The 13,042-nt window shown below is 43.4% G+C and carries 15 protein-coding genes; 5 read left to right on the top strand and 10 right to left on the bottom strand.

The window, feature by feature from the left end; all coding sequences use genetic code 11:
- Positions 1-175 precede the first annotated feature (175 nt).
- Both RXV91_RS02920 and RXV91_RS02915 read right to left on the bottom strand, forming a co-directional pair.
- Positions 176-1,675 carry an amino acid permease gene (locus RXV91_RS02920; protein WP_316438595.1) on the bottom strand — a complete coding sequence of 500 codons (1,500 nt, stop codon included), beginning with the start codon at positions 1,673-1,675 and terminating at the stop codon, positions 176-178.
- Between the two features lie 16 nt (positions 1,676-1,691).
- Positions 1,692-3,041 carry an aspartate aminotransferase family protein gene (locus RXV91_RS02915; RefSeq protein ID WP_316438594.1) on the bottom strand — a complete coding sequence of 450 codons (1,350 nt, stop codon included), beginning with the start codon at positions 3,039-3,041 and terminating at the stop codon, positions 1,692-1,694.
- A 446-nt stretch (positions 3,042-3,487) separates the two neighbouring features.
- Between RXV91_RS02915 and RXV91_RS02910 the strand changes: the two genes are divergently transcribed.
- Positions 3,488-3,616, top strand: coding sequence for a hypothetical protein (locus RXV91_RS02910; RefSeq protein WP_316438593.1), 129 nt, complete (start codon positions 3,488-3,490; stop codon positions 3,614-3,616).
- A 264-nt stretch (positions 3,617-3,880) separates the two neighbouring features.
- Here RXV91_RS02910 and RXV91_RS02905 read toward each other — a convergent pair whose 3' ends face one another.
- From RXV91_RS02905 to RXV91_RS02880, 6 genes are all read right to left on the bottom strand, one after another.
- Positions 3,881-4,153: a hypothetical protein gene (locus RXV91_RS02905; RefSeq protein WP_316438592.1), complete on the bottom strand. Its 273-nt coding sequence runs from the start codon at positions 4,151-4,153 to the stop codon at positions 3,881-3,883.
- Between the two features lie 106 nt (positions 4,154-4,259).
- Positions 4,260-4,559, bottom strand: coding sequence for a hypothetical protein (locus RXV91_RS02900; protein ID WP_316438591.1), 300 nt, complete (start codon positions 4,557-4,559; stop codon positions 4,260-4,262).
- A 96-nt stretch (positions 4,560-4,655) separates the two neighbouring features.
- Positions 4,656-5,432, bottom strand: coding sequence for an ion channel (locus tag RXV91_RS02895; protein WP_316438590.1), 777 nt, complete (start codon positions 5,430-5,432; stop codon positions 4,656-4,658).
- A 98-nt stretch (positions 5,433-5,530) separates the two neighbouring features.
- Positions 5,531-6,448, bottom strand: coding sequence for a prenyltransferase (locus RXV91_RS02890; protein ID WP_316438589.1), 918 nt, complete (start codon positions 6,446-6,448; stop codon positions 5,531-5,533).
- Positions 6,449-6,928: 480 nt separating this feature from the next.
- The gene (gene lysA, locus RXV91_RS02885) at positions 6,929-8,254 is read right to left on the bottom strand and encodes a diaminopimelate decarboxylase (protein ID WP_316438588.1); all 1,326 of its coding nucleotides are present in this window, start codon (positions 8,252-8,254) and stop codon (positions 6,929-6,931) included.
- Positions 8,255-8,327: 73 nt separating this feature from the next.
- Entirely contained in the window at positions 8,328-8,522 is a 195-nt protein-coding gene (locus RXV91_RS02880; RefSeq protein ID WP_021731455.1) for a 2-hydroxymuconate tautomerase, read from the bottom strand.
- Positions 8,523-8,793: 271 nt separating this feature from the next.
- On the opposite strand from RXV91_RS02880, the gene RXV91_RS02875 reads away from it, so the two are divergent.
- The 3 genes from RXV91_RS02875 to RXV91_RS02865 all read left to right on the top strand — a co-directional run bounded on the left by RXV91_RS02875 (position 8,794) and on the right by RXV91_RS02865 (position 11,071).
- Entirely contained in the window at positions 8,794-10,233 is a 1,440-nt protein-coding gene (locus RXV91_RS02875; protein ID WP_316438587.1) for a C69 family dipeptidase, read from the top strand.
- 272 nt (positions 10,234-10,505) lie between these two features.
- Positions 10,506-10,772: a hypothetical protein gene (locus RXV91_RS02870; RefSeq protein ID WP_316438586.1), complete on the top strand. Its 267-nt coding sequence runs from the start codon at positions 10,506-10,508 to the stop codon at positions 10,770-10,772.
- A gap of 77 nt (positions 10,773-10,849) precedes the next feature.
- Positions 10,850-11,071 carry a CsbD family protein gene (locus RXV91_RS02865; protein ID WP_021731451.1) on the top strand — a complete coding sequence of 74 codons (222 nt, stop codon included), beginning with the start codon at positions 10,850-10,852 and terminating at the stop codon, positions 11,069-11,071.
- A gap of 161 nt (positions 11,072-11,232) precedes the next feature.
- Here the strand turns inward: RXV91_RS02865 and RXV91_RS02860 are convergent, their stop codons facing one another.
- Together RXV91_RS02860 and RXV91_RS02855 are read right to left on the bottom strand one after the other, a co-directional pair.
- On the bottom strand, positions 11,233-11,484 hold the full coding sequence (locus RXV91_RS02860; protein ID WP_316438585.1) for a GlsB/YeaQ/YmgE family stress response membrane protein: 252 nt from the start codon (positions 11,482-11,484) through the stop codon (positions 11,233-11,235).
- Positions 11,485-11,657: 173 nt separating this feature from the next.
- Complete coding sequence (locus tag RXV91_RS02855) at positions 11,658-11,906, bottom strand: hypothetical protein (protein ID WP_316438584.1); 249 nt, start codon at positions 11,904-11,906, stop codon at positions 11,658-11,660.
- A gap of 214 nt (positions 11,907-12,120) precedes the next feature.
- Here RXV91_RS02855 and RXV91_RS02850 point away from each other — a divergent pair, with 214 nt between their 5' ends.
- Positions 12,121-13,014, top strand: coding sequence for a diacylglycerol kinase family protein (locus tag RXV91_RS02850; RefSeq protein ID WP_316438583.1), 894 nt, complete (start codon positions 12,121-12,123; stop codon positions 13,012-13,014).
- The last annotated feature ends 28 nt before the right edge of the window (positions 13,015-13,042 follow it).

Below are 13,042 nucleotides of genomic sequence, written 5' to 3'. Positions count from 1 at the left end.
GGTACCATTTAGTGCTAACCCGCGCACTTTTGATCAGTGGCTAACAATATTGATTAACAATAAAAACCGGCACCTCCAGAACGAGTTGATATCTGGAGTGCCGGTTTTTAGGCTTGACCATATTGTATTAGGTCGCCTACCTTACCTTGATTATTGTATTGTATCCCAGCAATAATTAGTCACGTTCTTCGGTGGCCGAATTAACCGTCTTAGACGATGATTTTAAGTTAGTAGCCGTATCTGATTGTCGTTTTTCAGCTAAATACGAATGGCGCATGCCATAACTAAAGTAGATGACTAAACCAACTAGGAACCACACCCCCGCATATAATTTGGCTTGAATATCCAATCCCATGAAAACGAACAAAGCACCGAGAAAAGCAATAGCTGGCAAAACTGGGTAAAATGGCATTTTAAAAGCTGGTACTGCGATGTCCACACCTTCACGACGTCGCAAAGCATAAATGCCCAGCGAGACAAACATGAAAGCGATCAATGTTCCGGCTGAAATCAGTTGTGCTAAGAAGGCAAACGGGCAGAAAGCACCAATGATAATCGCGACGATCGTCAATACGAGTAAGGCGTTATTCGGTTGATTGTGATGCAGCTTACCGAGCCATTTCGGTAGCATCCCATCACGTCCAAAGGAGTAAATTAACCGTGAACCCGCTAACGTCATACCAATCAAGGCAGTGAACATTCCCAGTACAGCAATCGCTTGAATGACACTGGCAACAATCGGATGTCCCGCTTGTCGTAAGGCCCAGCCGACTGGTTCGGCATTATTCGCATATGCCGAATATTTAAACATCCCAACTAAGACGAGAGCGACAGCCACAAATAGAATCACTGCAATGACTAGTGAGCCCAAAATTCCTCGCGGCATCGTTTTACCAGGATTTTTAGCTTCTGCGGAGTTCGCGGCAATCGAATCAAAGCCAATATAGGCTAAGAAAATCATTGACACTCCGGCATAAATTCCTTGCCACCCCCCAAAAGCACTCCCGTCTGCATTCAGGTGATATTTTGGAATAAACGGGACGTAATTTTGTAAGTGAATGGCCGTGGCACCAACTACGATAAATGTCAGTACCGCTAACACTTTAAGTACGACCAAAATATTTTCAACCCGTGAAGCCTTGCTAATCCCCCGTGAAAGAAGCAGTGAGACTAGAGCAATCACGAGTACGGCAATTAAGTCGACTACCCCACCATTGGTCCCAAACGTATTTGATAGCGCCTTAGGAAGCGTCAGTCCCAATGGTGATAGCAGTCCACGTAAATTAGCAGATAGTCCTGAACCGACGAACGCTAGCGCAATGAAATACTCTGCAAGTAGTGCCCACCCAGCAATCCAACCAAAAAACTCACCAAACATGACATTGATCCATGAATAAGCTGAGCCAGCAAACGGCATCGCAGCTGCCATTTCAGCGTACGCAAACGCGACTAATCCGGCAACGATTGCCGCCACGATGAATGAAAAGACCACCGCAGGACCAGCATGGTTCGCTGCTACCACTCCCGGCAATGTAAAAATTGACGTTGAAACAATCGTTCCCACACCCAAGGCTAAAAAGTCTTTGACCGTTAATACCCGGGCTAAATGTGAATCCTTATCTTCATAAATACTCGGATCTTCTTTTAAAGTTAATCGTTTTAATAACCGTTGCATCAAAACCCTCCTCGTTTTACCAACCAATCTTGCCTTGCGGCCGTTTAACTAGCCCCTGTTCTGCGGCAGTTAGTGCCTCATCTAACACCGTTAATGCAGTATCTAATTGCGTTTTCGTAATCACTAATGGTGGTTGAAACCGTAAAACATTTCCTTTAAGCGTTATCATCACGACACCGCGCTCAAAAGCCGCGTAGATGACATCACTTGCAAACTCAGGGTCTGGTTGTTTCGTCTGCGGATCCGTCACTAATTCAATTCCACCGTTTAGTCCGTACATCCGCACCTGACCGATTTTAGGATGGTGATGTTGAAGTTGTAAAAACCGCTCCCGAGCATAACGCCCATAATTGGCCGAACGTGTGACTAACCGCTCATCGGCTAAGACATCTAGCGTCGCTAAAGCTGCCGCACAGCAGATTGGATTGGCGGCCGTAGTGAAAGTATGTGCCGGTGCTCCTAAACTTTCCATCACGTCACGGCGACCAATCACCGCACTAAGCGGTAGTCCAGAAGCAAGCGACTTGCCGACTGACATCAAATCTGGTCGAATACCCGCAAAATTTTGAATACTCCACAATTTTCCGGTCCGGCCCATGCCTTGATTGACTTCATCGACCGCAAATAAAATACCATGTTGTTGACAAAAATCGTAGACTAGTTGGACATATTCAGCCGGGGCCTTACGAATTCCACCATCACCTTGAATCGGTTCAATAATGACACATGCCGTTTCTTCAGCCGGTAAGTAGGACTCAAATGGTGCCTTGAACGCTGCAAAATAACGTTGTGCTAATTGATGTTCTGTCTCATGAGGTAATGTCCGATAACAATCCGGATATGGCACGTGTACCACGCCAGGTAGTAACGGTCCCATCTTGCGTACCATGTTTAAGCTCACACCTGATAACGACATTGAACCATACGTTGAACCATGATAAGCATCCGTGTAGGCCACTATGTATTGGCGATTGGTATAGGCCCGTGCAAATTTGATAATCGCGTCATTGGCATCCGAACCGGAATTACCAAAAATCACTTCGTTATCTGTGCCGGGCGCTGATTTTGCCAACCGTTCGGCTAACTGTTGCTCTGGTTGATGATGAAAGTAAGCCGGCGTATAATGAATCAATTTAGCAGCCTGATCTTGAATCGCACGAACAACCCGTGGATGGGTATGCCCCACATTAATGGCTGAAGCGCTAGCTAACAAATCAATATACTGGTTACCATCAACATCGGTGAGCAGTGCTCCGTGGGCGTGGTCGATGACTAAGTCATAGTAGTTAATCCGCGCGGCAGTCGCTAAATAATGATTTTCACGTTCAATGAGTTGTTGATCTAAACGATGGTTGTAACTAATCATTCACAGGCCTCCATTAATTTAATAAGACTAATTTTAATCATATTTTAATTTATATGCAAGCCTATTTTTTTGATCAGAAAGTTAATAATACCCATTTTATACTGCTAATCCGCGTTTTTTACGCCAATTATATTTTTAATTAATAAGAAAAAATAGTGAATCGCACACCTATCGATCGACAATCAGTCTACAAAAAACTATCTGAGGGCGCCGCTTCGCTCTACCCTCGTAATCATGATATGAAACAGCCGGCTTCTCAGTTATAACAATTGCGAAGGCGGCTTCGTGTTCATCGTGTGTTTGTTGGTGCTCGTTGTTGCCCGTATAAAAAACTGATGGCCTCCCAGTTCATGCGATTAATCAATCGTCGTTTCGTACACATAAATAAAGTTTCAACTCTCGATGACTGAAGGTACTGCTTTCAAGATTATTAGGAGGTGAGTTTTATGGAAATCGTCGCTGAAAGTGTTGCTGGCATTGATGTCCGCCAAAAGCAAATCACGGTTCCAGTTCTAGTGGGTTTAGCTAACACCAAACCCAAGAAAATCTCTAAACCATTACCTGTCACATGTTGACTTAAAGATTGTGGTGAATGGCTTAAAGAGCGCCATGTTGAACAAGTTCTATATGTCATGATTGACGAAGGAACAGCTTATATAGATTATAAAAAGGACCAACGCAAGACTATTACGTTGATCCCACAATCTTAAATACTAGCTTTTTTCAACACTTTCGAGTGCTTTAGATTAGTGCGCTCAAAAATTAATTTATTTCAAATAAAGCGACTGCCCTCATTCCAACTCAGGAATCAGTTGACAATCGTTATAATTTAATCCAATTCAGGCCCGCGGCTTCAAATATCGCGCTAGTCCCCAACAAATTATTCCAGTAATGGTTGTCGCCAGCAACAATTGAACACTTGCTTGGTTGAGTTCACGTTCTGACCAGCCATGATGGTCGCGCATCGTAGTGGTGAGTGCCGCAGCAAATGCTAGTTTCCGGCCAGCTAACCATCCCGTCAAACCAGTGATGACCATCATCAAAAGATGCCAACCTACTTTTCCAAATCCACCATAGCCACTGAACAATAATTGGTACCGTGTTTTCATCACGTCGTCACCTCCCACTCAATTAAGTTAATCACAACGTTCTGATTAACTTTAATATAGTGAGTTTACCTCGCCGGGCCAAGCCTAAGGGTTCATTCACAAAGTTCCTTTACCGAGTAAAAGAAATCATCGTTGTTCGCGTCATTATTGGCCGTTCAGGTGCTGGTAATACGCCAACTTGTCCATTACCAATTGCTTGGGCCGCTAAGTCAATAAAAGCCGCATGCTGATCTGATGGTATCGGCATTGCGCACACCCGTCCTGGTCGCGACTGATCAAACCGATACCACTGAGCTGCTTGCAACGGTACTGGGTGAAGTTGCAAATTTCCGGCATGAATTTTGAATGTTGCTTGACGAGTCACAACCGGTGCCGGTAACCATACCCACCGGGTTACTGCATGTCCCATCTCAACCACCGCCGTTTCAAATTTATTAACGCTATTATAGCATAGCAAAATGGGCCACTGCGTTACCCACAACTGGCAACGTAATGACCCAAATTTTCAATGTTTTTTTCGATGGTCAGCCTTTTCTAACCGTTTAACCTGATTTTGCAGATGCTCAACCTTGGTCGTCAAAGTATCCATTTTGACTAATAATTGGCGTAACTCGTCTTGGTCGTGAGCTTCGTCAACTGGCATATTGGAACTGGCCTGATTAGTGAAGAAGTCGGTGATCGTACTAGTTAATAACCCAATAAAACCAATCCCACCAAACATCAGTCCCACGGCAATCACTTTTCCAACCGCCGTATGTGGAGTATCATCGCCATACCCAACGGTTGTCGCCGTTGTAATCGCCCACCACAAAGAATCTGATAAACTCTGATGCTCAAAAACAGAAAAGAGTAAGGCACTTAAAACAATAATCGCAATACTGATTGAGAACAGGTAAATAAAGCCCGTACTATAAATAAAGCGGTGAAAATCATGAGACCACTTACCATCTAACCCCAATTTCCAAAATAAATGATGGTACTGCACCATTCGCGCTAGCCGGCCCAGTCGGAACAGCGCAAATACTGGGTGCATGGGAATAATACCCATTAAGTCAAACGCCGAATGAATTAAAAAAGTCTTGCGATCACGTGAACGACCTAATCGTACAAAATAGTCAACGGCAAATACCACCAATAAACCGTTACTAATATGCGTCTCAACGTGCCAATCGCCAATATGAAATGATAATAAGACCACGTTGACTGCCGACCAGAGCGTCAGTAACGTGATAATCAAGTGATAAAACGCGATGCGCCGCTGTTGTCGCTGTTCTACTTCCATCCTGCTTACCCCTATTTTATAAACTGGTAATAATATAATCCACTTTCATAAAAATAACCATGATAAGTGTCAAAAAATTAGTAAGCTTTACCAATTTGTTACAACCACGTTCCTAAAACGAATAGAACTGGATATAAAATAAAAAATAGTGAGGCACTCTTAACCGTCGTAATAAACGTTTTTTGTTTATCTTGAACAGCAAAAAATGGTCGCATACCTTGCCACATAATTGGAAGCACTAAGACGACCCAAATCGTCACTACCGGTGCTAATCCAAGTAAGACATTCACTAGTGGCCAAATACCACCAATAACCAAAAAGGTTTGAATTAACCGCACCGAACCACGTTTACCAAGGTAATAAGCTAAGGTGTAACGATGATTTAAAATATCCTCATCACGGTCGGCCGTATTATTAGCCAACTGCAAGCAAAAAAAGATCAATGTCAGTGGTAGGCACAGTAAGAACGTTGTCCCGACTATCGACCAGGTCAACGGCTGTTGACCATACATTGATACAACCACACAGGTTAGTTCAATTAGAAAAGCAATGGCCAACGCAACGACCGTCTCACATAGTGGTGTCGCGTTGATTGGATGAGGCCCCGCAGTGTAAAAAACACCGATCGTATAGCCAACCAGTCCCAGCACCAACACTAACCACCCAGTTCGCAGCACCAACCAAATTCCAGGGATCAATGAAATTAAATACAAACTTAACGCTAACCACCCGACACCCGCAACGGGCAACTTTAACCGCCCAATTGGATTAGTCTTTTGCGCATAACCTTCACGATCACGCGCATGCCGATAATCATAATAATTATCTGAAACGTTCACGGCCAAGTCAAAAATAAACACACTAACTAGACAAAGAGCGACATTGAGCCAGTTAACCATTCCTAAGTGATACTGCGCAATCGCACTTCCTAGAACAAACCACATAATGTTGAGTGGCGCCGTATAAATTTCTGTCAGTTCATAAAACACTGGCCAAGTTAGCCATTTTTTGGACATTTTAACAACTCCCCCACCGGTTATTTAAAGCATTAACTTGCTACTGGCACCTTTTTGACCATCGTCACCGTCGAACACTTTAACTATCAAATTTTAACAAACTTTATGTTTAACGCAAGTAAAGCAGCCAGATTTAACTAAAAATTAGGTCCCGGTTTAAAACATTTATGCTGACACTGAGTTCAACATTTACCTACAATCATTGTTAAACACACAATAAGCCCAATTAACTATTAGCAACGATGTGACACGCGATATTACAAACGGCTGACTAAGATTAAGTAAGCTCATTTGATGACAATACCGCCATTGGCAGCATTCCCCGGCTCATAACCTCCGCATGACTCATTTTAACATGGCGCATTTTCCATAGTTGCCTAGCTCGAATAGGTTACAGCGCCATAAAAAGAGCACGTTATTCTATTGAGATACAAAACGGCATTTCAAGAATATCAATTCTGAAATGCCATCTCATCAATCTTATTTGGTTTCTTCTGGTACTGATAGTGGTAAATCTAGCCGTGTTAAATCAGCATAGCTTTCACGTTGTACAACAAGCTGGCTATGACCTTGTTCGCAAAAGACGACGGCCGGTCTGGGATTACGATTATAATTACTAGCCATTGCGTACCCATATGCACCAGTGTCAAGAACGGCCAACACATCACCGGATTTTGTTGCCGGCAACTGTTGGTTCCAAATCAACATATCACCTGATTCGCAGTACTTACCAGCAATGGATACCACCTGTTCAACTGGTAATGTTGGATCTTTAGCTAGAACTGCTTCATACTTGGCCTGGTATAATGCCGGTCGGATATTATCACCCATACCACCATCGACTGCTAAATACTTCCGAATACCAGGAATCTCCTTAGCATCACCAATCGTATACAGTGTCAGCCCAGCCGCTGCGACCAGCGACCGCCCCGGTTCAATCCAGATTTCCAGCATCGGCACGTGATACGCCTTAGTCTGAGCCATCGTCTCCTTGACAATGGCATCCACAAAATCCGTTGGCTGCAACGGATGATCCTCTGCGGTATACTTCACCCCAAACCCACCACCAACATTCATGATTTGCGGATAAAAATCAAGTTCTTGTTGCCAGCGTGCAAACACCCCGACGAGTTTATCGACAATCATCTCAAAACCGTTCAATTCAAAAATTTGTGACCCAATATGACAATGGATCCCAACTAAGTTCAAAAACGGCGCGGCTTGCGCTTGTTTAACGGCCGTATCTGCCTGACCACTATTCAAATCAAAGCCAAACTTAGAATCTTCTTGACCCGTTGAGATGTAGTCGTGTGTATGCGCCGAAATGCCTGGTGCAATCCGCAACATAATGGTCGTTAGTTGCTGACGCTGGTTAGTTAGCGCAATTAATTGTTGTAACTCATCGAAATTATCAACAACTATGTTACCAACACCAGCATCTAATGCCATTGTCAATTCTGCCAGTGATTTATTATTACCATGGAACGAAATGTCAGCCATCGGAAACTTGGCTTGTTGAGCCGTATATAATTCACCACCGGAAACCACATCACAATGAATGTGCTCTTGGGCAATCAGCTGATACATAGCTACAGTTGCAAACGCCTTGCTAGCATAACTAATTTGATAGTCCACGTGGTTCGTTTCAAACACTTGCTTGAACGCCGCAATTTCAGCACGAATCGCGCCAGTATCATAAACATATAACGGCGTCTGATAAGCCTCTGCAAGTGCTATTGTATCAACGCCACCCACCATTAAATGGTGTGCTGCATTTAGAGCATCCGTCTTAATTTGTTCGTTCACAATTTAACCTACCTTCTACCCAGACTTTAAAAAAAACCGGCCGCGTCATTTGACCGGTCCGGCAATGAAAAACTTATTCTGCTTCCTCGTCGCTCTTTAAAACACCACCAACACTATAACGATTTTTTTGCATCTCACTTAAAATCACATGAATGTGTTCGGCTGGTGCACCGGTATTCTTGCTAACTGCAGCGGTCACGTCCTTAACTAAATTTTTAAGTTGTTCTTGTGAACGACCAGCAATTAGATCAATGTGTACGATTGGCATGGGGCCACGCTCCTATCTTGAGACTCTATTTTCGAATGTTTTAATCTTACTTTAATCTTTCGCGTTTTGCAAGCCATGATGTCGCCAAGTTAATCATTGATAACGATCGCCAATAACTGCGCCTGACTTAAACACTTTCATTAAAACCAATCCGGCTCAAAGAACTTAAAAGTCCCATTTATTAACAAACATGCTAAAATTAATTTAATAAAAATGCTTATGCTACTTTGTTGCGATTAACTTCCAGTGAAGTGGGGAAAGAAGGTTCCATATGTTGTCCCATCAATTTAACCCTTATTCCGCTTGTACTAGTATCTTAGTGGGTAAAAATGCTAGTGCGGATGGTTCGACCATGATTGGTCGTAATGAAGATTCACGCGCCGCTTGGGCGAAAAAAATGGTGATTCACGCGCATCACGAATTTGAGGAACCACAAACATTCAAATCTCAAGATCAGGACCATCCCTTTACAATGACGTTACCGAAAATCCGAGCTAAATACACGGCCACCCCTGAATGGACAGATCAGTACGGCCTATTTGAGGAGGATGGAATCAACGAATACGGTGTTGCGATGAGTGCAACTGAAAGTGCTTATTGTAACACGCGAGTATTAGCTGCCGATCCCTATGTCAGCACCGGGATTGGTGAAGAAGCCATGGTGACGGTCACCTTACCATATATTCAGTCCGCCCGTGAAGGCGTTGAACGTCTCGGCCACATTATTGAAGAATACGGCACGTACGAAACGAACGGTATTCTCTTTAGCGACGTTAATGAAGTCTGGTACATGGAGACTGGCGCCGGCCATTATTGGGTTGCACAACGAATTCCAGATGACGCCTATGCAGTTGTCGCCAACCAACTTGCCATTCAAGAAATTGATTTTAGTGATCACGATAATTATCTCTACGCACAAAATATTCGGAACTTTGTTTTGGACAATCAGCTTGCCTCCATGGATAACGGATTAAATTTTCGTGAAGTGTTCGGAACGGCCGACCTTGCTGATCGTTATTACAACACACCTCGTGTTTGGTATGGTCAAAGACACTTCACACCAAGTGTGCCGCAAACACCCGAGTCGTTTAATTTACCGTTCATTCAACGCGCCGATGGCCTGATCCATATTGATCAAGTTCAAAGCTATTTGGCTTCTCATTATCAGGGGACCCCGTTTGATCCTGTAGGTCAGGGATCCGTTGCTGAAAAGCACCAGTACCGCCCTATTAGTCTTGCTAAGACGCAAGAATCACACGTCTTACAATTGCGACCTGAAGTACCAGTCACCCTTAGCGGTATCCACTGGTTAGCGATGGGTGTCACTGCTGAAAGTGTTTATGTCCCGTTCTATGCAGGTGCGACGACCACTCCCGCAGCGTATCAGATTGCAACTGAAAAATATGCTGCAACCTCGGCATACTGGGTTTTCAAGCACGTTGGTATCTTGGTAGATGCCCACTATCACGAACTACATGGTGATCTGCAAACAGTGCAAAAAGAACTGGCAATTCAACTGGGTCACCATATCATGACCACTGATCGGCAAGTTGTCCAATTGCGCGGTAACGAATTAGCGGCGGCCTTAACGACTGCTAATCAGGAAGCCGCTGAGCAAGCATTAGCTGCAATGCAAGCCTTGGCAGCTGATCTGATTACTAAAAGTACTGATATGTCACCTTTAAACTATGATACTGATTTGAATCTTTAATTTTTGAACCAGCGACCGCTTTGTTGAATTTCCGCACTAACTCACTCAATGTAGATGGATTAGTGTTAACATTAATAACTGATTTTTAAAGCCCATCAACTTCGATTTGGCATCGAAATTGATGGGCTTTTGTACCGCACTACCGACAACAATAATCACGGACATTAGTTTTGTTACTGTCCGAATAAAACTTGCGCTATGTTTTTTACTGTCCTCTGCTGTATTTTTCTTACTAACAATGATTACCATTGTTAGTAAGGAGGCTCGCCACGATGTTCGTGCTAAAAAGCTTACGCAATAGTATCTTAATTGGTTGCTTCTTTAATTTAATTCTGGCCTTAACTCATTGGGCTGGTATTGTTAACAGCCATATGCTAATCAATACCAACGATATACTTAGCTCATTGATTATTCTACTAGTACTCATTAATGCGATTACTTTAACTCATCACCCTGAGATCAACTTGTCACAACGTCAACAAGTCTGGCTACTTAACTTTGCGGCTCTGCTGATTGCGTTTTTGACGGAATGGCTGTGAAACTTATGCATATTGATTGCGTTTTAACATCACTTATAGCAAACTAAGGGTAATTCTTATATTAGGAGGCGCTTTTTATGAGTGATGTTAACAAGAAATTCGATAGCAAAAAAGATCAATTGAGCGGTAAGGCCAAAGAAGTTGAAGGCAAAGTTACCGGGGATCGTGCACGTGAAGCAGAAGGCAAGACCCAATCCTTAATGGGTAAAGCTAAGGACAAATTAGCTGACGCTGAAGAAACCGTTAAGGGCGTCGTTGATGAAGCTAAGGATAAATTGAAGAAGCAATCAGACGATTAAAACTTGTCGTGGGCACGGCGAAAACGGGTGATAGTTTTAAACTATCATCCGTTTTTTTTGTGACGAATGAACTAATCGTAATTGCAGACTAAAAAACGGCTCCGATATTACTCACATCTCGAAGCCATCTATAGATCCTAATGATTCTCTAAGGTAAGTAGTTATCTGACCCGTGACCACTGGATCAACAGCATCATGATTAAGGTGACAGCAATGGCCCCAATTGCGGCTGGCATTACGGTCATCCCTGCCAATTCGGGGCCAATTGGTCCAATCAGCACTTCACCAAGCAGAGCCCCAATCACCCCAGCAATAATATGCCCAAGCCATCCACGTGATTGACCAGAGCTCATAATCGCACCCGCAAACGCACCAACTGCGGAGCCTACAATTATTACCCATAACCAATGCATGTCATCATCCCCTTTATCCTAACGGTGTTCTTTGAACTGGCGAACTTCACGATAAATAGTCAAGCCTAATTGTCCAATCGCAATCAATAATGATAATTTACCCCAAAAACCAGGGGTCTGTCGTTTAATTTTAGCCATTTTGGGCACCTCCCTATTTTCATAAACAATCACAATTACTGTGGTTGAAGTGTTTGAACGATAAGCATACCAATCACAATCAAAACAATCGCCCCACTAACTACTGGCAATAGCGTCATCCCAGCAATTGCTGGTCCAACAGAACCAAATCCTAGCTGACCACCAAGCGCACCCAATGGGCCCATGATTAAATTGATTATTGTTTGCCGTTGCCCATGTGATCCCACTGCATTTGCAGCGATCCCCACGGTTAATCCAAGTATAATAGCGCCGATCCATCCCATTGTGACCACTCCCGATTGCCAGCATTATTGTAATTAAAATTATCATAACTATAATTTTTATGCTGGGCAATCAAAACGCTCATTACACCTGACAGTACACTGAAGGATGCATATCGTTTCCGGGTAACCCAACGTTCACGCTATACTTTAACTATTAAAGACTTAATCAACAAATTATAAATGAACTTAATTTTATATTTCAGAGGTGATTATCATGACAACAACTTACGGTATTTTTTATAATGGTCAAGCTGGCAGTGGCCAAGCAGCGACCGTCGCTCATCAAACCGCACAAGCGTTACTGAAACACGGCATTCAAACACAATTACTCACAACGCCAGGTATTCCGCGAGCAATTGCCTTAATTAAACAAACCCTGCCTCAACTAGCGGCACTAATTATTATTGGCGGGGATGGTACACTTAATGTTGCCATGACTGCCTTGATTCAGGCTGAGGCACACATTCGCATCGGGATTATTCCTATGGGGACAGTGAACAATTTTGCCACCCGTTACCAGTTACCAACTGACCCAGAAGCAGCAATTGAGCTAATTTGTACCCAGCCTGCAACTCAGTCGGTGGGAATGCTCGTTTGTAATCAACGGCGCGCAGTCGTCAGTTCACTGACATTCGGCAATTTGGCTGATATTTCTAATGAAGTTCGCCAATCAGAGAAGCAACGATTTGGAAAGCTAAGCTACGTTTACCGAGCTATTCGTCATATCGGTCACAATAAGTCACTTCCGATCCGCTATCAATTCAAACATGAACCAAGCCACACGCTAAAAACATGGTTCTGCTTAATTACGACAACTAAATCAGTCGGTGGGTACGTCTATAGCGCATCTGCTCCCGGCAAAATGCACATCAGCCTACTGAATAACATTGGATGGCGACAAGTTATTCCTTATATTTGGTTCGCACTAACGGGAAACTTGCAGCACTCTAAAGCTATTACTCAATTAACAGCAACTAGTGCCCAGATTACTAGCGCGACCAGTCAGTCCGTTACGACTCGGATTGACGGTGATCCAGCAGTTAAGCTTCCAATCGAACTAAGCTATCTAGCCGACCGTTTTGAATTGATCGTACCAGCAACATCATGATCGTTAATTATTTTGATCACAAAAAATC

The sequence above is a fragment of the Lactiplantibacillus sp. DA1 genome (assembly GCF_032681335.1).
Lineage (GTDB): Bacteria > Bacillota > Bacilli > Lactobacillales > Lactobacillaceae > Lactiplantibacillus.
Note: the sequence above shows the minus strand (reverse complement) of the source record. Positions and strands in the feature narration are given on the sequence as shown.

Bases quoted from the DNA above. Each gene is read 5' to 3' on its own strand.
- RXV91_RS02860 (WP_316438585.1), bottom strand. From the start codon at position 11,484: ATGCATTGGTTATGGGTAATAATTGTAGGCTCCGCAGTTGGTGCGTTT.
- RXV91_RS02895 (WP_316438590.1), bottom strand. From the start codon at position 5,432: ATGGAAGTAGAACAGCGACAACAGCGGCGCATCGCGTTTTATCACTTG.
- RXV91_RS02900 (WP_316438591.1), bottom strand. From the start codon at position 4,559: ATGGGACATGCAGTAACCCGGTGGGTATGGTTACCGGCACCGGTTGTG.
- RXV91_RS02865 (WP_021731451.1), top strand. From the start codon at position 10,850: ATGAGTGATGTTAACAAGAAATTCGATAGCAAAAAAGATCAATTGAGC.
- RXV91_RS02850 (WP_316438583.1), top strand. From the start codon at position 12,121: ATGACAACAACTTACGGTATTTTTTATAATGGTCAAGCTGGCAGTGGC.
- RXV91_RS02915 (WP_316438594.1), bottom strand. From the start codon at position 3,041: ATGATTAGTTACAACCATCGTTTAGATCAACAACTCATTGAACGTGAA.
- RXV91_RS02870 (WP_316438586.1), top strand. From the start codon at position 10,506: ATGTTCGTGCTAAAAAGCTTACGCAATAGTATCTTAATTGGTTGCTTC.
- RXV91_RS02855 (WP_316438584.1), bottom strand. From the start codon at position 11,906: ATGGGATGGATCGGCGCTATTATACTTGGATTAACCGTGGGGATCGCT.
- RXV91_RS02920 (WP_316438595.1), bottom strand. From the start codon at position 1,675: ATGCAACGGTTATTAAAACGATTAACTTTAAAAGAAGATCCGAGTATT.
- RXV91_RS02880 (WP_021731455.1), bottom strand. From the start codon at position 8,522: ATGCCAATCGTACACATTGATCTAATTGCTGGTCGTTCACAAGAACAA.
- RXV91_RS02910 (WP_316438593.1), top strand. From the start codon at position 3,488: ATGGAAATCGTCGCTGAAAGTGTTGCTGGCATTGATGTCCGCCAAAAG.
- RXV91_RS02875 (WP_316438587.1), top strand. From the start codon at position 8,794: ATGTTGTCCCATCAATTTAACCCTTATTCCGCTTGTACTAGTATCTTA.
- RXV91_RS02890 (WP_316438589.1), bottom strand. From the start codon at position 6,448: ATGTCCAAAAAATGGCTAACTTGGCCAGTGTTTTATGAACTGACAGAA.